General features: G+C 37.5%; 17 protein-coding genes and 1 pseudogene. 3 read left to right on the top strand and 15 right to left on the bottom strand.

Features of this window, described 5'->3' with window-relative positions; all coding sequences use genetic code 11:
• Positions 1 to 220: 220 nt before the first annotated feature.
• On the bottom strand, positions 221 to 1,030 hold the full coding sequence (locus GAVG_RS04305) for a nucleoside phosphorylase (RefSeq protein ID WP_048653130.1): 810 nt from the start codon (positions 1,028 to 1,030) through the stop codon (positions 221 to 223).
• Between the two features lie 635 nt (positions 1,031 to 1,665).
• Here GAVG_RS04305 and cysK point away from each other — a divergent pair.
• Both cysK and epsC read left to right on the top strand, forming a co-directional pair.
• Positions 1,666 to 2,598, top strand: a complete 933-nt coding sequence (gene cysK, locus GAVG_RS04310) for a cysteine synthase A (protein ID WP_004117534.1) — start codon at positions 1,666 to 1,668, stop codon at positions 2,596 to 2,598.
• Positions 2,599 to 2,737: 139 nt separating this feature from the next.
• A complete protein-coding gene (gene epsC / locus GAVG_RS04315; protein ID WP_009993515.1) occupies positions 2,738 to 3,595 on the top strand; it encodes a serine O-acetyltransferase EpsC in 858 nt (285 codons plus the stop codon).
• Between the two features lie 7 nt (positions 3,596 to 3,602).
• Here the strand turns inward: epsC and GAVG_RS04320 are convergent, their stop codons facing one another.
• The 13 genes and pseudogenes from GAVG_RS04320 to GAVG_RS04385 all read right to left on the bottom strand — a co-directional run bounded on the left by GAVG_RS04320 (position 3,603) and on the right by GAVG_RS04385 (position 20,313).
• Positions 3,603 to 4,025, bottom strand: coding sequence for a GNAT family N-acetyltransferase (locus GAVG_RS04320; RefSeq protein ID WP_009993516.1), 423 nt, complete (start codon positions 4,023 to 4,025; stop codon positions 3,603 to 3,605).
• 162 nt (positions 4,026 to 4,187) lie between these two features.
• On the bottom strand, positions 4,188 to 5,444 hold the full coding sequence (gene sstT, locus GAVG_RS04325; protein WP_009993517.1) for a serine/threonine transporter SstT: 1,257 nt from the start codon (positions 5,442 to 5,444) through the stop codon (positions 4,188 to 4,190).
• A 209-nt stretch (positions 5,445 to 5,653) separates the two neighbouring features.
• Complete coding sequence (locus GAVG_RS04330; RefSeq protein ID WP_048653144.1) at positions 5,654 to 6,961, bottom strand: MFS transporter; 1,308 nt, start codon at positions 6,959 to 6,961, stop codon at positions 5,654 to 5,656.
• Positions 6,962 to 7,382: 421 nt separating this feature from the next.
• Positions 7,383 to 8,321 carry an ABC transporter permease gene (locus tag GAVG_RS04335; protein ID WP_004114777.1) on the bottom strand — a complete coding sequence of 313 codons (939 nt, stop codon included), beginning with the start codon at positions 8,319 to 8,321 and terminating at the stop codon, positions 7,383 to 7,385.
• On the bottom strand, positions 8,318 to 9,097 hold the full coding sequence (locus GAVG_RS04340) for a hypothetical protein (RefSeq protein ID WP_004114776.1): 780 nt from the start codon (positions 9,095 to 9,097) through the stop codon (positions 8,318 to 8,320). The genes GAVG_RS04335 and GAVG_RS04340 overlap by 4 nt, the downstream gene beginning before the upstream one ends.
• A gap of 10 nt (positions 9,098 to 9,107) precedes the next feature.
• Positions 9,108 to 10,214 (bottom strand): ABC transporter ATP-binding protein, encoded by a 1,107-nt coding sequence (locus GAVG_RS04345; protein WP_004114774.1) that lies wholly within the window; start codon positions 10,212 to 10,214, stop codon positions 9,108 to 9,110.
• A gap of 1,436 nt (positions 10,215 to 11,650) precedes the next feature.
• Positions 11,651 to 12,226 (bottom strand): hypothetical protein, encoded by a 576-nt coding sequence (locus GAVG_RS04355; protein WP_004113262.1) that lies wholly within the window; start codon positions 12,224 to 12,226, stop codon positions 11,651 to 11,653.
• 296 nt (positions 12,227 to 12,522) lie between these two features.
• Positions 12,523 to 12,876: a DUF1016 N-terminal domain-containing protein gene (locus GAVG_RS04360; RefSeq protein WP_080967290.1), complete on the bottom strand. Its 354-nt coding sequence runs from the start codon at positions 12,874 to 12,876 to the stop codon at positions 12,523 to 12,525.
• 338 nt (positions 12,877 to 13,214) lie between these two features.
• Complete coding sequence (locus GAVG_RS04365; protein WP_013399688.1) at positions 13,215 to 14,423, bottom strand: ATP-binding protein; 1,209 nt, start codon at positions 14,421 to 14,423, stop codon at positions 13,215 to 13,217.
• A gap of 356 nt (positions 14,424 to 14,779) precedes the next feature.
• Positions 14,780 to 15,054, bottom strand: a pseudogene (locus tag GAVG_RS04370) (type II toxin-antitoxin system RelB/DinJ family antitoxin).
• 43 nt (positions 15,055 to 15,097) lie between these two features.
• Positions 15,098 to 17,881, bottom strand: a complete 2,784-nt coding sequence (locus GAVG_RS04375) for an ATP-binding cassette domain-containing protein (RefSeq protein WP_226988332.1) — start codon at positions 17,879 to 17,881, stop codon at positions 15,098 to 15,100.
• 187 nt (positions 17,882 to 18,068) lie between these two features.
• Positions 18,069 to 18,503: a hypothetical protein gene (locus GAVG_RS07440; RefSeq protein ID WP_004113272.1), complete on the bottom strand. Its 435-nt coding sequence runs from the start codon at positions 18,501 to 18,503 to the stop codon at positions 18,069 to 18,071.
• A gap of 526 nt (positions 18,504 to 19,029) precedes the next feature.
• Positions 19,030 to 20,313, bottom strand: a complete 1,284-nt coding sequence (locus GAVG_RS04385) for an MFS transporter (protein ID WP_009994786.1) — start codon at positions 20,311 to 20,313, stop codon at positions 19,030 to 19,032.
• A gap of 498 nt (positions 20,314 to 20,811) precedes the next feature.
• Here GAVG_RS04385 and GAVG_RS04390 point away from each other — a divergent pair, with 498 nt between their 5' ends.
• Entirely contained in the window at positions 20,812 to 21,222 is a 411-nt protein-coding gene (locus GAVG_RS04390; protein ID WP_004136366.1) for a hypothetical protein, read from the top strand.
• A 96-nt stretch (positions 21,223 to 21,318) separates the two neighbouring features.
• Here the strand turns inward: GAVG_RS04390 and GAVG_RS04395 are convergent, their stop codons facing one another.
• Positions 21,319 to 22,278 (bottom strand): hypothetical protein, encoded by a 960-nt coding sequence (locus GAVG_RS04395; RefSeq protein ID WP_029600600.1) that lies wholly within the window; start codon positions 22,276 to 22,278, stop codon positions 21,319 to 21,321.
• Between the last annotated feature and the right edge of the window lie 53 nt (positions 22,279 to 22,331).

The following is a 22,331-nucleotide window of genomic DNA, read 5'->3' on the forward strand; positions in this document are numbered from 1 at the left end:
TAATAGCATTTTCGCAGCTAGCATCTTCATAAGCTATTTGCTTATTCACTCGCTACAAAGCATTGAAAGCTACACTATCATACTTATCATGATTATTAACCCTTAACGTAATACTTAAACGCATTTATACGTAATTCTTGACAGAAATAATAAGCATAGAGTTAAAAAAAAAAAATCAAATTAAAACACTGATTCCATATGTATTATCAGTGTAAACGTGTCAAATGCGCAACGTTGCTTCAATACAAAGCTCAAGAGCATACGCTTTAGAGTCTCCACCCCAATTGCGCTCATCGTAATTTTCAACATCGTGCAAAGTATCTGCAGTGTAAAGAATCTCACCCCAAACGATCCCACGCATTTGCGCACAAGCCGCTAAAGCAGAACACTCCATCTCCACAACCGCACATCCTTCCTGCTTACGACTAGCAACTTTCGTCTTAGTTTCACGGAAAAACCCATCCGTAGTCCACGTTTTAACTTCATGATAAGGCAAATTGTGCGCTTGCAAAGTTTGTAAAATAGCACGTCTCGAGCGCTCTGAAACGTCAACATAACGACTTGGAGGCAAATAATGATAAGAAGTCCCCTCATCCCTTAAAGCTTTATACGGAACCAGGAAAACATTTTCCGCATAATCAACTAGCGATCCGCAAGAACCAGCACTAACAACTTCGCTAACACCGTAAGAAATCAGCCAGTCTAAGATCTGAACAGCGGCAGGAGCGCCAACTGGAGCCTGCACTAAGCAGATTTTTTGCGTTTCTTCTTCTACTTCACTGTTTGTATTTTCCCTTACTGTATCTCCTACTTTTTCTTCCAAAACATATATTGGATATACTTTAGTTGCAGATTCAAAATTTGCTACAATCGTAGCTTTCCTACTTAAAGCATACTGATCAATTTCATCGCCTAAGAAAGCAAAAACCGCTTTAGATGGAAGCTGAACAGAAATATTATCGTGATTTGGCATTAAAACTGCACTTTTATCGGAATCATACTCTAAAATCGGTAAATCGTATTCTGTCATATAATCAACTCCTTCATACAATAAACTAATTCTACAAGCCATTCAATCCTATATACAAGCACGCACATTATCGCACAAAAATCACAAATCAGCCAAACACAACAAATTCTCGGGCGATTGGCTACTATCGCCAAACAGAGACACTCACGCATGAGAAGGAGTACATATCAAAGTTTGACAAACACAAATCAAGTTTGACAAACACAGATCCATTCGCTATAGTCTTCACTTATCACCATTTCTACTAGTAAAGGAGTGCGCATGTATCATACAAATATGATGACAAATTGTTGTTGTAACGTATGCTGTTGCGCATTTCTTAATCGAAATGATGTTTGCAAGCACTAAGTATGCATCATCTAGCCTGTGTTAAAAAGCATTTACGTTAAAACACAGCAAATTACGATTCAAGAAACAGCGCGCTGTTTCTTTTTTTATGCCAAAAATCGAATATAAGACGTTGAAAAGATAACAATTTAATACGGATTAGATATTAAACAGATAAATGGCATCTTTAGAAACAACTAATAAAGCAATAGTCGCTTTATTAATAAAATCATTTTTTAAAAATTAAAAACAAATCAAACAAAACAAAAACAAACAAGTAAAACAACAAACAAGTAAGGGGAAATATTATGTCTAATATTTACAAGTCCGTGCAAGAACTCGTAGGCCACACTCCACTTATGGAGCTTACGCACATTGAAAAAGAGTATAATCTAGCAGCAAAAATCCTTGTAAAACTCGAATACTTCAACCCAGCAGGCTCTGTAAAAGACCGAATTGCAAAGCAGATGATTGAAGAAGCAGAAGCCGAAGGCACGCTTAAACCAGGCTCAGTAATTGTTGAGCCAACCTCTGGAAATACTGGCATTGGTCTTTCAATGATTGCTCAAACAAAAGGATACAAAAGCATTATTGTTATGCCAGAAAGCATGTCTATTGAACGCAGAAAACTTATGAAAGCATACGGCGCCGAACTCGTGCTCACCCCAGCTGCAGAAGGAATGAAAGGCGCAATTGCCAAAGCGAAGGAAATCGTTGAAAACACGCCAAACGCGTGGACTCCAGGACAGTTTACCAATCAAGCAAATGTACACGCGCACTACAACACAACAGGTCCAGAAATTTGGCAAGACACTGACGGAAACGTGGATATGCTCATTGCTGGCGTTGGAACAGGCGGCACAATCACTGGTACTGGCACATACTTAAAAGAGCAAAATCCACATCTGGAAGTAATCGCAGTAGAACCAGCCGACTCCCCTGTGCTCGCAGGCGGCAAGCCAGGAGCGCACAAGATTCAAGGAATCGGCGCAGGATTCGTGCCAGATGTGCTCAACCAAAACATTTACAATCGCATTATTCACGTAACAAATGAAGACGCAATCGAAAGCGGCAAGCTTATAAGCAAAAAAGAAGGCGTTCTCGTGGGTATTTCTTCTGGAGCTGCAATCTGGGCAGCAATCCAAGAAGCAAAAAGAGAAGAAAACAGCGGTAAAACCATTGTTGCAATACTTCCCGATTCAGGAGATCGATACTTGTCTACAGCATTATTTGAAGACTAACTACATTTAGGAGCACTACTGTAAATACGCAAGTTTTGATTAAATAATATATGGATAATAAATGGATAATAAATAACATTATTAGATAATGATCAAAACTATAAAATAAAGAAAATATCAAAAATAACGGGAGAAATGTATGAATGATCGCCTTGATCTTATAAATCAACTAAACTCAATTAACGATTCAGACATAAGACAAGCTACATTCATACCTAATTACCGAAATATTATTGCGCTCATACATGCGACTCAGGCTCTACTTTTGCCTGAGTTGCATGTGCGCAATGAAAGCAACGAGGCTACACAACTCAACGCTAGTTTGAATACTAACGCTAGTTTAAATACCGTTACTTCAAACGCATTAGACACTATAGAACGCATTATATTCCACGAACTTCAATGCTACACAAGCAACACAATTAAAATTCGAGAAACTTGCAATCAATTTATAAATACTCTTCCTACAATTAAAAAGTTACTTTTAACAGATATTCAAGCCATGTATGAAGGCGATCCTGCTTGCACAAGCAAAGTAGAAGTCACACTCGCATACCCTGGTTTTTATGCGATGCTTATTCACCGCACAGCTCACGCACTATACGAACTTAACGTACCGCTAATTCCTAGACTTATGAGCGAATATGCACACAGAAAAACTGGAATCGACATTCATCCAGGAGCAAAAATTGGCGCATATTTCTGCATAGATCATGGAACCGGTATTGTAATTGGCGAAACAACTGTAATCGGCGAGCATGTTAAACTTTACCAAGGCGTAACGCTGGGTGCGAAAAGTTTTGCGCTAGATGATTGTGGAAATCCTGTAAAAGGCGGAAAGCGTCATCCGAATATTGGAAATAACGTAGTAATCTACGCAAACGCAACAATCTTAGGCGGAGAAACCACAATTGGAAGCGGAAGTATAATCGCAGCAAACGCGTGGATTAACCGCAGCATTCCTGCAAACACAACCTACCACTTCCCTAAAGCCTAATACGCTATCATGCTCTGTCCTTTATAAAACCGCAGCACTCGATTTCCGATAACTCAATAAAACCAGCAGATTTATAAAAAGCAATAGTTTTTTCAGTACAATCCGTGGTTAATTGAATTTGACGAACATTAGGGTAACAATCCACAATCGCATTTAACAAAGCAGAGCCTATCCCCTGACGTTGATACTCTGGCAAAACAAGAATATCTTGAATAAGAACAACCGTATATCCGTCACCAACAGCTCTAGCAATTCCAACCAGCTCATCATTTTTATACGCAGCTAAAACCTTGAGTGAATTATTAAAGCCATTTTCTAAAGAAACTAAATCATCTGTATACGAAGACCAACCAACGGAATCATATAGTCTTAAAATATCTTTGCTATTATATTTTTTATACTCTTTTATTTGCACGTCTGTTAAATTCATTTACAATAACACCTCGCAAAATATAGCAAAAGTACGCGATTCTAAAACGTAAAAATGTAAAAACATAAAAACGTAAGAACGCGTACTTGTAAGAATACTTAATAACCGATGCAACAACTACAACAACTACAACAGATGCAACAGATGCAACCGCTACAACAGCTACTTGTTAAGTTGCACAGTCTCGTGATCCATGCCCATCTTAAATTTAAGACCTGCACGCTGCCACATACGATATTCACCAACTGCCGTAAAGAGAACATCTGTGGAAGAATTAAGTGCAGTTTCGCAAGAATCCTGAATCACGCCAATAATAAGACCAATTGCAACTACTTGCATAGCAATATCGTTTGAAATACCAAACGACGAACACGCAAGAGGTATAAGCAAAAGCGAGCCACCAGCTACACCAGATGCACCTGCAGCGCTAACAGCAGAGAGCGCAGACAAAATCACGGCTGTTGGAATATCAACATAAATCCCAAGAGTGTGAGCAGCACACAAAGCCATAATCGAAATCGTTATAGCAGCACCACTCATATTAATGGTGGATCCAAGTGGTATAGAAACAGAGTAATTGTCTTTGTTAAAGCCTAGTTTTTCGCACAAATTCATATTTACAGGAATATTTGCCGCAGAAGAACGCATAAAGAACGCTGTAACTCCCGAATCGCGCAATGTTCGCAATACAAGAGGATACGGATTCTTGCCAGTAAGAACAAAAACCAAAATAGGATTTACAATCAAAGCAACAACAGCCATAGTGCACACTAACAATGCAATAACGGAACCGTATTCACTAAAAATACGAAGACCATTGCTTGCCACTGTTGTATAAACAAGACCCATAATGCCAAAAGGCGCTGCGTTAATAATCCAGTGAACAATTTTTCCAATAGCAGACGAAACGTTGTCAAAGAATGCTTTAGTGGAAGGCTCAGCCAAACGAAGCGCTACACCGAAAGCAATTGCCCAGAATAAAATACCAATAAAGTTTCCCTTAGCAAGAGCGTCTACAGGGTTTACCACAATATTTAACACAAGAGAATTAAGAACTTCACCGATTCCTTGAGGAGATGGTGAAGATGCTGCTTCAACATGCGCAAAAGTGAAGTCAACAGGGAAAATCATAGCTGCACATACAGCTATAAGGCTTGCAGTGAAAGTAGAAATCGCATACAACACGATTACAAGCTTCATGTTTCCAACACTTTTTGCTTTTGCAAGCGCTCCAATCACAAGGCAAAATACCAAGATAGGCGCAACGGATTTAAGTGCGCTCACAAACAGCTTTCCAATAAGATCTAACACGTAAACGTGAGCTGGCACAAAAAGACCAAGTGCAGCGCCAAGAAAAAGACCAATGACAATACGCAGAATAAGGTCAATGTTATTCCACTTTTGAATAATCTTGTGCATGAGAGTCTCCTGTAATTTAGTTTGTGCAGAATATTTTATACTCTTTTATTTGTATTCATACTCGCAAGATCTTCTATTTTTACATATTATACACACGCATGCATATATATGCAAATCGTTAAGTTCTAGCAATTTAACAATGCCTTTTGCTTAGAAGATAACACTTATTAATCACATATAAACTTCATATATTCTGCAGCGCAAATCATCTAATCTGCATAACTCGTATTGGGTAATTGAGGCAAAACAACAAGCAATCCTGCTGTGAAAATCAGCGCGAGTATAGGCAAAAGCTGCCATTGGAACGCCGATGAGAATGCAAATCCAATCCAAGAACCAGTAGTAGCACCAATCGCAAATGCGAGGCGCGCCCAACCAGAAAACTTAGCGAGAGCACTCCCCTTAAACAGAATCTGACGCGCAACAATAATCGGCTCTACTAGTAGCATTCCGCCAATCGCTTCAAGTAAGAATGCAAAGCACATCATTGGCAAAAGATTAATAAACATAAGACAATAAGCAAGCAAGCTCACAGCAATACCTAAAATCGCCACTTTTCTTAAACCGAGCTTTTGAGACGAATGCGCATACAAAACGGATGCGAGCACGCTTCCTACACCAGTGAAAATATACAGTATTGTTAAAGATTTAGAGCCATATTGCTTACCTAGACCAAGAAGAATATAGGAAACAGAGCATGCAGGAATAAAAGCAACCAAAAGAGATCCAGCAAGAAGCATGATTTTACTCTTTAGTAATGGATTCGCAGATTTATTAGATGCAGATTTGGAATCAACATCATTTTCTTGATTTTCTTTCGATTCTTTCGACGCTTCCTCTACATCTTGCGGTGTTTCTTCTACTTCATTAGACGCTTGCGCTTTTTCCTCTATTTCGCAAGACGCTTGCGCAATGTCTTGTTTCATAATAAATCGCGTAGCACAAGCCGCAAAAGAAGTGACGGACGAGAAAATCAAAACCGCAGGAATCGACCAGCTTGCAATCCAAGATCCAAGCGGAGAGCCGAGCAAGGTTCCTGTAATACTTGCCAAAATACTAACAATGCCGCTGTAGTTGACAATCATACCGTCATCGCCACCTGCAGCATCAACCTCGAAAACTTCGCTAGCAATGTCAATCACTTGACCTGTAATCAACAATGCGCAAGAAAGAGCTACAAGCGACCACTTCCACGCAGGAGATCCAAGCATAAGAAGCGGTAGTAAACTGAGCACGCCTTCTACGCCTTCAGTCATAGCAAGAGCGCGAAAACCGCCAAGCTTATCAACTATCCAACCAAAGCATGGCGAAAGAAAATCGGCAACCGTCATAAAAGTCTTACGAAAACCAATCACCCAAGCCGGCAAGCCCACAATAATAATAGAAGGCAAAACCGAGCCTTCATACGCTTGGTTACCGAGCATAGAAAAACAGAAGCCAACCAGCGCCCATCGCAATGCTGGGCTAATAGATCTCATACGAATAAAAATATTATTCTTGCTAAATATTGACTTCACAGCAACCAACTCTCCTCTAAAACTCTTTCAAAATCGCAAATCATAATGCAAGTTTACGCAAACTTACAGGCAAACTTACACAACTACTCACAAATCGCTATCAAACTTAAATAATTCACTACAAATTACACAAATCCAATAGCTTATTTAGTAAATTTGATATCACTATACTCTTGTTTAAAAAAAAAGCAAAAATTGCGTTATTATCGCACATGAGTATTTCTACACTTTTTTGAGTGCACACTATGGATAGTGGGTGCACTTTTTAACGATAGAAAAAGGTAATCGTTAAAAAGTTTAAGATTAGCTTGGTAGCTTGCTGAACAATCTTACGCAATAATCAACATGCCACTAGCATTACACCCACTCCACACCAGCGAATCTAATCCTTATATAATTAACTAAATCCCATATTTATCAGCTAAAACCCTATATTGGTTAAAGTACCTTTACGCTGTTGAACCGCCACACCAACATTCCATATGATCACACCAACAATTGCCCATAACATGCCAACAACAAGAATCACAAGTAGCGATACGCCAACATTTACAGAACCATCAACTATACTACGCGATACTTGAGTAACATGAGTTACTGGAATCACATATAACACGTATTGCATCATCTTAGGAAATACGCTAATCGGAGCAATCACACCACAAACAATAGGAAGTATTGCACTAAGCGCGTTAGAAATAGTATAAACATCATTCATCATCATGCTTATAGCAGCTATAGCAATACCAAATCCCGTAGAAGCAACAGGAACAATAAGGAACAACAGCATCAACGCACTCATATTAATCATCAAGAAAGCACTTGGGCTTACTACAAGCATTGTTATAAACAAAGTCACAGCATCACTCACTAAAGAAATAGTCAAGAGCGCAATAATACGACCTAACCATAATGGTAATGCAACTTTTGCGCTTGTAAGCACGAATGGTGTTGTGCCTTCAAAACGATCCCATGCTAGTGCTTCTGACACAGTCATACTTGTGGAAATAGAACACGCTCCCATCACAGCAGCAAGAGTTGAAGCAATCAAACTATGATTAAAACCCGCGCTAATTGCAGCACTAGCTGTTCCATTGAATCCTCCACTTACAGCTCCAGCTAGAAAAACGTATAAGAACGTGGATAAAAGAGGCTCAATAATCATACGAATAACAGCAGTATTCCAACTATTTAAGCTAGGTATACTCTGTATACTCACTCTTGCACCAGTTCGTATACTAGATAACACGCTCACGTGACCATACTGAGAATATTGATTATATTGATGCAATCTAGCGCACTTACTATTTTGAATAATTTTATTTCGCATAGTTTCAACCTGATTATTATTTCGTATCATATTATGTTTAAACTCCCATTAAGCGTTGCAAGTCGAATAGCATGACGTAACATAAAACCTGCAATAACAAGCAAAACGCTGGATAATACAACACATAACACAATTGCTAACACAGTAGTAGCATTAAACGATTGCGCATGAGCCACCCACACTGCCGACGTAAGCGGATGAATAAATGCAATAATGCGAGCAGGCAATGGCATTGATTCTACAGGGATTACTATTCCACAAAGCATCCATACAGGAATTAAAATCAAACCTTCATAAACTGTAGCTTTACGGCATAATACAAAAATTCCAGATAATAATGCAGCAGAAGCTACGCAAGCGAGCATAGAAAGTAAGTATCCAACTAGCTGCGTGAATGTTATCATAAAGAACCCATGGCATAAAACAGCAACGGTAATAATCGCAAGCGGCATACCAATGCACCCAAGTAAAGCTGCGGATCCTACAATAGGAAGAAACACTGCAGAAGGTGATATAACACTTAAAGTTAAATATTGTAATGTTCCTAAATAACGCTGGTATCCAATAATTCCAACAGCAGTAGTTGTAGCAGACCATAATCCAGCGATAGAAGAATCAACCCAAATATTATTAAGACAATTAGCGCAATCATGAGAAAAACCATAGTATGCAACAATTTTCATCAACGCAAAACATACTGGAGCAAGTATCGCATTTTGCAAGAAAAACGTTGTTTTCGCTAAACTTTTAAGCTGAAACCACATGCCACGAATCACAGAAGCGTATGAATGAGTAGAAGTATTCATATTAAACCTCCTACTTACTTAATGGGAGCAAGGACGGCGAAGAAGACGGCGTAGCAGCAGAAGAAGTAGAAATATTTGGTGCAGAAATATTGTCATTTTGCACAATAGCAAGATACGTTTCTTCCAAACTTGCAGCGCGATCACCTAAACGCGTAATCCCATCAACAGGAATTTTAATATTTCGTTCTTGAGATAATGTTTTACTCCACGCGATAGTAATATTTAACACTCCGTGTGATTCAAAAACATCACACCACAGCACTCCATCAAGTTTTTGCAATTCTTCCTTAACACTAGGAGTTCCGCTTGATAGTTCACCGTCATACGCGTACATTGTTACATGATCAATATGCTGCAAAGAAGCCAACTGCTGAACACTTCCCTGAGCGATAATATTACCGTGATTTATTACAGCAACAGTATCAGCTAATTTTTCAGCCTCACTCATCTCATGCGTAGTTAGCAAAATCGCTATTCCTTGATCTCGTAAAGCATGAATAATTTCACGTACTTTCCTAGCATTTTCAGGATCCAAACCAGTGGTAGGCTCATCTAAAAGCATAAGATCCGTTCTAGCGACCAGCGATCGAGCAATATGTAACCGCTGCCACATTCCCCTTGAAAAAGTTTGAACAGCATCATGAGCTTTATCAAGTAAATCAACTTGCTCAAGAGCATCGTGAATACGCTTTCCTTGCTCCCTATATGGAACAGCAGAAAGATCAGCAAAATAACGAAGATTATCTAATGCACTTAACCTTTGATAAAATCCTCGCTCACCTCCAAGAAGTAACGACACGTGCTTACGCGCTTCTCGAGGATTACTCACAGCATCAATATTGGCAATACGAACACTACCACTATCAGGAGCTAACAACGTACCAACAATTTTTACGGTAGTTGTTTTACCTGCACCATTAGGGCCAAGCAAGCAAAATATTTCACCAGAATGAATATCAAAAGATACGTTATGTAAAACTTGGCGAGTTGTTTTCTTACGACCGAATCCACGAGAATAAGATCTTGTTATATTATCAATACGCAATATTAAGTTGCTAGTTGACTGCTTATTATTGTTATCGCGACTATTAGTTGCGTCTTCTATATTATTATTCATTATTATTGCTTCGTTCTTACGTGTTATTAAAGCTTAATTCTTACTATTATTGAATAAATTTCAACAATGAAAATTAATTAGATAAAAAAGATAACGCTTGCTTACAAGAACGATAAGAACACGCAACAACATGCAAAAAACGTGCAAAAAACCAACGCGCATGTGCAAACATAATGACAAACATCATATGCAATGCGTGTTTAATACTGCTAAAGAATATGTATCTTAAGCTGTTTTATGTGCTTTTATATGCCTTTCAAACCGTTCTTAAGATTAGCGATCATTTGGGCAGTCATAGCGCAACACCTCATAAACTTAAATGTGCTTTACGTGGAAAATTATACGAGCATTACGTCAAAAACTCAAATATAAGCACGCTTAAAACTCTAAAAGAGCTATTGCTGAGTAACAATTATCACATTAACACATAGAAAATAACATTTATGCTCTATTGAAGCATCTTACTTTGCAATTTTTAATATTCATCAAAATCAATCACCTTATCAAATACATCACAATTAGTTTGCGAGCGCAACGCAACATCCAATTCAAGTAGTTATGAAGCAGAATGCAAAGGTAAAGCCGATAGGAAACGCTAAGTCTATATCTTTATTTGGTCCATTGCTATATAACTTCTATATTTCAGCAATATGCATTACATCATCTTTACACTTCTTTATCTAACTTTTCCAATCCTTCAACTAGAGTCTCTACAAATTTTTTCCTGTCTACCTGTTTGAGCACAAACACATTATCTTTGTGCTTCGGAACTTTCCTCAGATCAGCCAATGTCTGTCCTCTTGAAATCCCATTATCAGTAAACTTTTTGTCATATAACCAGGATACCAACCGTATTAATATCAGAAAGCCTCACTCCGCGAAAAATATCACGAAGTGAGGCAATCAGTCACAAGCAAAACCAGACTAAAAGTCCAGTCTTAACATGCTACTACTTGTTGCAATGACGCGAAACACCACGACGCTTACCAGCGAAAAGTGTTACACAAACAGCAGCCAAAACAGCAGCAAACAATGGATTCTTCGTTACGTTGGCATAAGCATCGCAGGCAGAACGGTAACACTCAAGGTCATAGATACAACACACAAAACAGCACTAGACACTGCTAACACACGATGCTTCATATTTTTCTTCATATCCCTCACCTCGTGATACGCAATAGTCGTTAATTCACGTAAAATGACACATATCCCTTATTTTGCGCACTGACGAAGTTCTACCGTGAACCACACTATTTGCGTTCGCTATACCTTTCATAGTGTACTCCTATAACACTAATCAGTAAATATCCATAAACTATGCGCGAATTTGTTTGACATTACCAATTGATATGTGGGTTATAGGTCCAAAAGTGCGTAAAGCTAGGATGATTAATATTTTTGGTTTATACTCCAAGACAATTAGAAACAGAGAGTTGTTAATTTTTTTGTTCAATAATTTTATCGGTAAATGCCTTTAAAAATTCTTTAGAATTGCTCCAGCCTGCACCATTGTTTAATCCCGAGAAATCAAACCCAGATATTTCATCTAAAGCTTTACTACAAACCCATTCATACATTCCAGCCTCTTTGCTTTTATATATTATTAGGAACAATGGTTTCATTGCTTTTTTACCTAATAATATGACACTAATATATTGTTTAGAATACATTACATCGTTATACCATTGTCCTGTCAGCCAATAGAATTTATCTTTGCGCCCCTTTTCACCAATCTCATCGCATAGATTTTGTAATTGTTTAGCCACATACGTGAGAACCTTTTCATCTATGTTTTTTATTAGCAAAGTTTCATCAACACCATTTTTACTTATCTCTTTCCAGTCAACATCTTCATTATTTTCTGAATTTCCTTCATTTCTTGCAGACTTTTGATTTTCTGTTTTTACTTCTCTATTATTATTGCTAAAACTATTCTGATTCTTACAACCTGAAATAAGTGGTATAAGACAAACTACCATAGTCAAAAAAGCATAATGCTTGATATACTTCATTATTTATACCTCCTCTACAACTTAATCTCTACCTAATTGCAACTACGATTCTCATGTTCAATCTTCACTCTGTTATTCGCTATCATCTGCCCAATATTCATTCATCTCGTAGTACAAGTCATCTTTGAGTTTAATAAAACTGACGGGATGTAAATTATGGACAAAGAATGCATATATTCAGTTTACAAAATAATTGTAGCTAAAAATCATCCGATAATCTACAGGATTTTATTTCCATACATAAACAGATGCGTAGGCAAAGTGAATGCACCTTTTAGCAATAGAAGCGAGCAACGTTAAAAGGTTTGCCATTTATTAACAAATCCCAAATGCTTCAAATTCTCTAGAATTGACTTCTGAAATTCTCTTTCATTACCAAGCTCGGGAGCATGGATAAATTCTAAAACATAACTGTCCATAAACAAATTATGCGTCTCTTGTTTTACCCTTTGTATAGCAGGCAAATTATTACTATTTGAAAGCATATAACGCTCATAATAGCCACTGTCCATCTGCCTTACCAACTCTCGGCGAGTTAGATTCTCGTTAATAGCTAAGTTAATGTAGAATTCTCTTTCTTCTTTACTCTTAGATCCAGATATTATTTTCAAATGATTAGACCAGCTCAATTGTGTCAACAACGTTGACACTTTTTCATCATCCTTATCACAGCACTCATCGCTTATAAGTGAAATTTAATGATAAAATCGATAATTTATAAGTTATAACTGATAAAATAGCAAAATCGTATCTAAAATCTCAAGAAGTAAGCTTAAAGCCACAGCACGCTAAACCTTTTAACATTTAGTCCCTACAACCACATTTTTAACCAAAGCCAATCGTCGTACTAATATCCCGCCAAACGTCGGAATAAAAATCCGCCAATTCGCAAGGAAAACAATGAAACATCGCGCTTACGCTTGCAGACTAAACCTTTTAATAATAGCCATCGCGAAACATAATCTACATGAGAGCAAAATCAAGCAGATTACGCATTATCTTCCAGTAGAAAATCTGGTAAATATTTGTGTATAATACCTTCTTGCGAAAAATTCATTGTATCCATAGATAAAACGAATTTAGGATAATTATCCTTAACCAATCGATAAACACCAAATTCCCGGCTACGAGTCTCTTCGCTAGCCATCAAATAAGAGACTTGATAATACTCAGTTTCACCTTGTCTAGTAGCAATGAAATCGATTTCTTGATTATTAATACGACCAACTTGAACCTGAAAACCACGAGACAAAAGCTCAATATAGACAATATTTTCTAGAATACGTTCAATTGACGCAACGTTTGAGAAGCCTACTGCTTGTCTAAAACCATGATCTGTTATATAGTATTTTTCCTCAACCGTCAATAACTTTTTTCCAACACTGTCATAGCGTGGAACTTTTTTCAGAAGATACGCCGCTTGGCAAAAATTCAAGTAATTCAAAATGGTATCAACTGAAACTTTACGATTTTCGCTAACAAAATATTTACGTAAACTATTAGCCGAAAAACTTTGTCCAATATTATCTAAACAAAAAAGTAAAATGCGATTAAATACGTCAACATCTCGGATCGAATTGTATTCAAGTATATCCTTAACAACAACGGTATTATAAATGTCGTTTAAATATCTAAAACTCGGCTCCTCTTCCCCATTAAAATAATGAAGAGGAGGCATACCACCAATTTTGATATATAGCTGAAATAATTCCTGTATGCTTAAATTCAAACTTTGATACAAATTCACGAATTCGCTAAAAGTAAAAGGAAGCACCTCAAAACTTACGTAACGCCCTGCAAGCAAGGTGGCAAGCTCGCCGGACAATAATTTTGAGTTAGAACCAGTCAAATAAATATCGCAATCATAATCAACTCTAAGCGCATTTATAACACGTTCCCAGTGAGAAACTAATTGAATTTCATCAAAGAAAAAATATATTTTACCTTCGATTTGTTGACTACGTTCCGTAATTAATCTCTGCAGATCAAAATCATTTTTCACAGATAAGTATTGAGCTGATTCTAAATTGATATAAATAATACGACTTTGAGGAACGTCTACAAGCAATTCAGATTGAATCATTTTTAACAAAGTGGACTTTCCCACTCGTCTCATACCTGTAATCACCTTCACAATAGGCTTGTCAATAAAAGGTTTGATCTTATTAAGATATTTTTTACGTAATATATATGACATATCCTCACACCTTTCGATTACAGCTTTGCTTACAATTTCGATTATAGTCGATAAATTTATTGTTTTTTATAGTTGTTTCTATTATAATCGAAACAAATTAAAAATTCACTTTTGGGCTTTATAATTAAAAAAAAAAATAAAACATCTTTATTCAAACGTCTGCAATTCGTATGCTTTTAATACACATCCCGTGACATCAAGCAAACGTTCTAAACGTGAGATTTAGGAAACTTACGAGTATAGCTACACTTTTTTCAAGTGCACACTATGGATATTGGGGGCACTTTTTAACGATAGGAAAAGCTATCGTTAAAAAGTTTAATTTTCTAAAACCAAGCTTACCCCATGGCTGCCAATCAGCGTTCAAGCTCCTCAAAACATCATCTATCGGACAACTATCACCTTGAACCGCCTGATCATAGCCTTTAGCCATCAACGCGTTAAACGTTTTCTCATCCATATCATCTTGCGCTGGAAGAGACTTCGGAATAGTAAGCGAAAACGGAATACCCTTATTAAGAATGATTTGACGATAAAACATGTCAATAGCAGTAGCCCTAGGAATTCCAATAGTTTCCAAAATCTGCTCCGCCTGCTGCTTAATATTTTCCTGTATTCTCACATTCACCATCAGTAACGTCTCAACGAACGCAACTCACAGTACTTTTGGATTCTTAATATTCATCAAAATTAATCACTTTATCAAATACATCACAATTAGTTTGCGCGTGCAACACAACTACAAGCTTGTTATTCCTCGTTTTAGCACATCTAATAGCTCGCACAATTATTTCACGTTCACTACAACCATCAGCATCAGTTACACTTTTGAACGTCTCATCCAACATAACAACAGTTCGCTGCTGAGAACCAATACACTTTGTGAGCGACGTGAAATCTGGAGCAACAATAGCACCGTTATCATCAAATAAGTAATCTTCAATCAGCATACAATTCTGAGTATTGTTATGATCAAACCAATCTCGCAACAATACTGATTTACCAGCACCACTAGCGCCAATAATAGCAACTGAAGAAATATCACTATCAGCAATAGTTTTACTAAGATTCTGGTATGCTAATTCATTCCTCTTATACGCTTGCTGCTTACGCTCATAATTTTCCAAACTGAAAACTCGCTGAGCAGTCTGGGTTAAAACTCCTGAATCTTGCAAAGTTTCAATCACATTTTCCAAGCTTGACGACAGCATTACCACAAAATACAACACAGCACTAGCAGAAGCAAAATTCATTGATGATACTGTAAGCATATAAAGTATTGAAAATTCCAACACTAAAGAAAGACTTTGCATCATGCAATTTCTCACTGTGTAAATATTGATAAAACGACGCATACGCTGCCAATACTTATTTTCTGACGAAGCATAATGATACTTGCGCGAACTATCAAAAATAGCACCTTGCGGTAAGCTTCGCGTTGATAATAACGACGATAATGCTCCTAAGAACTTATCGCGATATTGTGCTTGTTTATCCGCAGCCGTATTAAGTAATCGAGAACCGGCATACCATATGAGACAAGATAACGGCACCATAATAATCATTATGTATACGTACTGCGGTACTGCAGCAATTGTCATAGCAAGAACTATTACTGTTTGAACAATAATAAAAATAACGTGTGCAATAGCACTAGGAATACTCATCTGTAAGTCAGAAAAATCATCCCCAAGTCTACCTAAAACATCACCTTTATTATCAATATTTGAATACTTATGCAAACGCATAATCAAACGATTATGCAGTTTTGTAAGTCTCACAATTGGCACAGCATATACAGGAAAATTAAGAGCAATAATACCAACTACAATAAGCAAGCTTGCAAACAATGCAGAAGACTGAAGCATATTTAAGTTGGTGTTCGTAGCAATATTCTCTACAAACATTAACTCAGCAAGAACTATGAGTACTGTTGCTATCGGCAAACAAATAATACTAGCGGAGAATAATTCGCGCACAGTTCTAATGAACTTACCACGTGATTCTGCACCTGTAGGAATTTTCGATTCCACACAATCCGCTTGCATAGTTTTATCACTACAAGTATTCTGCAAATGATTTTCTTCAACCACACTATGCGTGACTTGCTTAGAGTTGTTACCATAAAACACGCAAGGAATATACTCTGGATTACGTGCAAATAAAACAATATGATGAACTTGAGAACTTAGCATAGCTTGTGAAACTGTTTCTCGAAGCTCTGGATTTAACACAGAAAACACGTCATCAAGCACCAAATATTCCACGTCTTGAGCAAACGCCATAGCCAGCACCACGCGTTGACACTCACCAACAGATAACGTTTCAGGATTATGCAAAAACCTATCCGCAACCTCACGTGACACATTAAATAAACGCAAGAAGTTTTCGTACTTCCGACGAGTATCATCGCTCGCAATATCAAACCAAGCTTCAATAAGCCCCTGCGACATAATAGGATTACAAGGCACCAATATTTTACTACTGCTAACAATGGAATCATACGCATTCAACGACGATCCAGCTTCTTTAGACAAAAGAGCGAACTTATTATCAAACACAACAGAATCAGAAATATTAGTAGCATCCGCGAGAGTATTATTCATAGCATTTTGCTCTAATTGCACTAAATCCTTGTCCATTGGAAGAGCAAGCCGAATCACGCGATAATTCACAATATTATTCTGCATGGCGCCATACAAATATTTAATCGCAAAAAGAATTCCAACATTAAACAACGCATTTGGAAAAATAGTTACATGAACAAGAACAACACCAGCAAGCAGTAATGTCAACCCACCTTGCTCAACAATATTACTCAATAATTGAGGAAATATGCGCTTATACAACACTCTTTCTTCTGCTTTACGCGCATCTTCAATCGCCGTAATACCAACATTATAACGATACACTCTTGAAGCGTGAGGAAGTTTATCAATAATTTTACTGAGAAGATTACGACGTTTACCTTCTAAATCCACATAGTTCTTCCACAATACGCCAATCCAACGTATAAGGAACAAATTACCAACGCATAATAGAACTAATAGTAAAACCGCTACAATACTATTCTCGTGATATTGAACAACACAGATAGCAAAAAGAATAATAAACTGCAATATTGATAACACAAAATCAACACCATAAGCTATCTGACTTATCTGATTTGGATATGTTAATGCCGAAGACTGCAATGTTTCATCATCATTATTCTGAACAGATAAACGCACAAAACGATGGAAAGTAAGCTGACGAAACAAAGCGATAAGAAGCATTTCACAACGATCTTTAGCAATAAAACCAAATGCTTGTAAGAAGAAAGATAACGCCAACTTAAACGCAACAAACACTTCAAGCAGCGTCGAAGCAGAATGCAACGATCCCATCGTATAAATAAGCAGCAACATTCCAGCAAGCTGTATCAAACCAGTAATAAAAACTGATAACACCTGCGGCATAAGAACTATAAAATATACTAAAGCACCTTTTGTACGTTGATGATTCGCAACGAACGAATCATAACGAGATACAACCCTATTTAACATATATCTCCAACATACATATTCATTCCAAACCCTCTAATCTACAAGTTTCATTAACTAATTCATCATCAGGGAAACGCTTCAAATCAAGTGCAAAATATCACTATTTCTTCTTATAACCTACAGCAACATTACCTGCTTTATTAAGCCCTGGTACTTTAAGAACATCAGAGCCTGGCTTGTCTTTTAAATCAAATTTCCCAACTAAAAATAAAGATTTAAGTCCTGGACCAGGTAAATTGAACGATGAGTCAACTAACTTAATACGCTTATCTCCAAGAGTGACTTTAGACAAATCATAGTGAGAATCAAGAATATCGCGCGACACAAAGAGATACAACTCATCCTTATTCATATAGTTTTCTGGTATACGAAACTCTTCCCGAGACACCGCCACCGTTTCCCAATGATACGACGCAAGCTCCGCCTTCTCTTCATCGTCAGCACATCCCGCAAGAGAAAAGAGAGTACCTATCAGCAGAAGTACAACAAGACAACTTTGAAAAATGGTTTTACCAAAAATAGTTTTACTTCTCATAACACTACTAGCCTCCTTTTCGCTAACACGACTCTGTATCAAATGATCATAAAACAGATTATTAAGCAAACAAGATCTACAATTCACTCTGATTACTGTAATAGTCTTAATAAATATATTATTTTTTTTATTAATTTGTCTAGATTATCAACGCTAATCTCTTCGTTCACTATCAAACTATACTTTTCATAAACAGCAAGGTTTACGAAACAGAAGAACCAGAAGGATCAATATCATCATGCTCGTTTAATGCTTCCAACAATATTCCCTCATAAACGAAGCAATTACCTGCAAATCTTCACCTTCATAATATTCAACAAACAACTTCTTAAACTCAGGAACCCTATTTTCTTGAATAACCAACAAGCCATTACCATGAGGAATCAAATAATGCAGGGAACTTTTTTACAATTTTTACACTGATTTGTTCCCCAAAACACAAGCAACTAGCGCACACAACTATGGATTCTACTATCTGGCGATCTTCCTACACTCTTCGATTCTAGCATCCAACCAATCTGCCTTACTACCACTCTGCCCTACTGCTCTTTGCAATTAGCTCAGTGCTATATTCATACGTGTAGGTGTTCTGCATATAAGCATCGCTCGGCGACCAGCTTCCATCTGAAGATTTTGAAGCCTTAAACAGAATATAAAAACCACATTTTCCATCCTGAGAGTCCCTGTTATACTGCAGATAAGTAATGTCCGAACGGCTTTCATTCAAAACAAAGTACATATCTCCCTTGGCAGTATAGTTCTCCTTGAACGTAAATCCTTGCGCCGCAAAATACTTATCAAATATCTTAAGCGCTGCATTTCTTTCCTTCTTTGATTCTAAATCACGCGCAGCGGCATCATGCAAATCGGAATTTTTCTCTGTCTCTTCAACCTTTAATCTTGTATCTTTTAATCTTGTATCTTTCCTGTTATTACGATTAATTCTGCTATACCACTCAGATTCACTTATTTTTGGATCAGTATCACTTGAATCTTTCATTGGTCGAAGATACTTAAGGAAAAATGGGCCTTCAGACTTATAAAGATAATACTCAAAAGGAGCATACATATCATCCACATGCTCTGTGTATGTACCATTATCATTTTGTTTCACAGAATATCTGCCAACAATAAACAAAACGTCAAAAAATCCAAGACCTAAGATAATCAATACACAAAGCAGAACATGTAGACAACGAAGTACAATTCTTATACCTATCTTCCGTACAAGCGAAATAAGATAGAGATTATAGAAGACACATACAAGAGCAATCGTAATCATCCAAACAACTGGCATTGCCGCGCATATAACATACGCCCAAGTCTGCAAAAGCCACTGATTTGGAAGATGTACCGCAGTTATTCCAAAGAATGCAGTTAGAATACCACTTAACACAAAAAAGCAACAAAGAATCAGCGAGATTCTACCCTTCCACCGTTGCTTGCCATAGCTAAGAAAAGATTTGTTACAATCTACATTTTCACTACGAAAACGACTGTGTAGATTGCGCTGCCAAATAACACAAATAACCCAAATAAGAGACACAACAACAAGAAGCAGAATTGCAAAACAATAAGTGATCCATCCAAAAAGCTGTAGCTTATTGGATGCCATAAAAACAGTTCCAATAATCATTAAGATGGAAAAGATTTCCGCACTCAGCTGTAAAACCTTATACTTGGATGATCCCTTATTTGCACTGTGAAGGTTTTCACATATTTGCTCATGTGATTCACAATATAGAGGATTTTTCTCATCTGTAGGAGTATGTTCCTGCTTTTCTTTCTCTTTCATCGATGAATCTGACATTTTTCTATCCCTATATTCTGTTCCTATATTGCGCTTACGATTTACAATTGTTCTAATTATTCCAGTCGCTTAGTCTGTTCTCTTCTAGCGTAAATAATAGCGAGTATTTGAACTTCTTTTCTACTCTCATCAAAGCATTAAACGTTTTCTCATCCGTATAAGCAAGCATATTCGATACGCAATATTAAATATATTAAAGACGTTACTTATGTACAAACCGATACTTATAACACATCAAATCGTCAAAATTTCTCTGAACTTTATGTCATGCTCATAAAAGCAAACAAAATCTCGCTTATCACACCTACGCTGCCTTAGTGCAAACGGTACAGTATTTACCCAAGCTCCTTAAACCCCGTCTGACAATGACCGCCAGACTTTAATCGGATATGATTATCACAACTTTCCAAGTAAGATAAATTAACGTAAAATGAGTGAAAATAGTCTGTCTATGACAGTAGGCATCCACTTGACTATATAAATTTAAGGAGGTTAGTTATGAAGAAATCTGTATATCAAGCTATACGATTATTCCTTTTTTCATTATTACTCCCTCTTTTAGGACTTATTATCAATTCTCTTAAATCACTCGATTGGGAAATTGTTTATGACTCACCCTTTTTACTCATTGTTATAGCTCATGCACTTGGTTTAACAAAAATTCTTCTTTACTCGATTGTTGTCAATCAAAAAACACTCGAAAACTTAGGAGTTTGTAAAACCATCGCTATCGCGCTTATCGCCCCTGCTATTGATTTATTGATATTACAAGAGTCTCCTCGGCAATTGGGTAGTAGCTGGACTTGCACGTACATTACATTTTTTATTACTCTTGAATGTATCCCAACTATAATTCCAATCATTGTTAAAGAGTTTTTACGAAGAAGAAACAAAAAGCACAAAGCCTAAAATGCACCCACCTAATCAGCCTTTTACATCAACACAACACTCTCGACGCACGTAGAGCCTTTTGCTCAAAGAAGAAGAAAACAGTCTTATAAAATCTTATGCAGCTACTGCGGTTCTTCTCCATGGATGATGCTTTATAACGATAACAATATCTGTAAGCACAACGCCAACGACTACGCTTACCCATACTAAGCTCGGTGTAAGCAGCCAAGCGAGAACACCAAAAATCAGCAGTCGAAGCAGCACAACAATAACCAAGAAAGGCCAACTTTTTGTTAAGCATTTCTGTTGATCAGCCTTCAATGCGCCCATCAGAACCATAACCGCAGCCGCCGCGCAAGAAAATAGCATATTGCCCAAGAACATGACGAGTAGAGTTCGCCATCCAGCAATAGTACCAAGCATCCACCATTGCAGCATCAATGCAAGCAAAAATGTGACAACATCGCATACTGCTTCCATCAGCATATTCGCAACAATTAACGAGGAGAACGTTAGAGACACACCTCTAGAAGTGTCTGTTTTACCTGCGCTCGCATGCTGTAATGCAATCATGTTTCTCGCCTCGGAGCGCTTTACGCGCTCTTCTTCAAGCATTTGAACGCCAAGCTCAACCGATTTCTTTGAAGCTTCCTGTAATTGCGCATCTGTCATACCTGGCTGCCAAGGCTTTTCAAAAACAAACAGCAACACACTAGTAATCGCTGCGCCAATAATAATGCTTAGCAGCGTAGTATTGGAAACAAGCAATAAAGCAATACCGGAAGTCACCAGCAGCCTGAGTACGAAATCGATGATTCCGATAAGCAAATCGCCAGACCTGTCATCTGGTCTGCGATGCCTATCCCACTGCAGATACGCTGTGCTTAGCAGCGAAAACACCACAACACTCAGTGCGAGTATTGCCACAGTTTCCCAACCTAGTACGCGGTGCCCTATGAACTTTTGTACAAGTAACGCAATAATAAGCGTGCAAATGCCAGCAACAGTTTCTGTAATCACATGACCCCAAAAAGCATGCTTGAAAAGCACTGGTCTTACATTCGTCTCACTCATCATCTTCTCCTAGAAAAAGCAATTACGGAATATCGTGCTATGATTGCACAGCT

This window comes from Gardnerella vaginalis ATCC 14018 = JCM 11026, from assembly GCF_001042655.1.
In the GTDB taxonomy this organism is placed as follows: Bacteria; Actinomycetota; Actinomycetes; order Actinomycetales; family Bifidobacteriaceae; genus Bifidobacterium; species Bifidobacterium vaginale.

What these genes read in the sequence shown, in the direction of transcription:
- GAVG_RS04305 (WP_048653130.1), bottom strand. Translation starts at nt 1,030, where the DNA reads ATGACAGAATACGATTTACCGATTTTAGAGTATGATTCCGATAAAAGT.
- cysK (WP_004117534.1), top strand. Translation starts at nt 1,666, where the DNA reads ATGTCTAATATTTACAAGTCCGTGCAAGAACTCGTAGGCCACACTCCA.
- epsC (WP_009993515.1), top strand. Translation starts at nt 2,738, where the DNA reads ATGAATGATCGCCTTGATCTTATAAATCAACTAAACTCAATTAACGAT.
- GAVG_RS04320 (WP_009993516.1), bottom strand. Translation starts at nt 4,025, where the DNA reads ATGAATTTAACAGACGTGCAAATAAAAGAGTATAAAAAATATAATAGC.
- sstT (WP_009993517.1), bottom strand. Translation starts at nt 5,444, where the DNA reads ATGCACAAGATTATTCAAAAGTGGAATAACATTGACCTTATTCTGCGT.
- GAVG_RS04335 (WP_004114777.1), bottom strand. Translation starts at nt 8,321, where the DNA reads ATGATACGAAATAATAATCAGGTTGAAACTATGCGAAATAAAATTATT.
- GAVG_RS04340 (WP_004114776.1), bottom strand. Translation starts at nt 9,097, where the DNA reads ATGAATACTTCTACTCATTCATACGCTTCTGTGATTCGTGGCATGTGG.
- GAVG_RS04345 (WP_004114774.1), bottom strand. Translation starts at nt 10,214, where the DNA reads ATGAATAATAATATAGAAGACGCAACTAATAGTCGCGATAACAATAAT.
- GAVG_RS04355 (WP_004113262.1), bottom strand. Translation starts at nt 12,226, where the DNA reads ATGAAGTATATCAAGCATTATGCTTTTTTGACTATGGTAGTTTGTCTT.
- GAVG_RS04365 (WP_013399688.1), bottom strand. Translation starts at nt 14,423, where the DNA reads ATGTCATATATATTACGTAAAAAATATCTTAATAAGATCAAACCTTTT.
- GAVG_RS04375 (WP_226988332.1), bottom strand. Translation starts at nt 17,881, where the DNA reads ATGCCGCAGGTGTTATCAGTTTTTATTACTGGTTTGATACAGCTTGCT.
- GAVG_RS07440 (WP_004113272.1), bottom strand. Translation starts at nt 18,503, where the DNA reads ATGAGAAGTAAAACTATTTTTGGTAAAACCATTTTTCAAAGTTGTCTT.
- GAVG_RS04385 (WP_009994786.1), bottom strand. Translation starts at nt 20,313, where the DNA reads ATGTCAGATTCATCGATGAAAGAGAAAGAAAAGCAGGAACATACTCCT.
- GAVG_RS04390 (WP_004136366.1), top strand. Translation starts at nt 20,812, where the DNA reads ATGAAGAAATCTGTATATCAAGCTATACGATTATTCCTTTTTTCATTA.
- GAVG_RS04395 (WP_029600600.1), bottom strand. Translation starts at nt 22,278, where the DNA reads ATGAGTGAGACGAATGTAAGACCAGTGCTTTTCAAGCATGCTTTTTGG.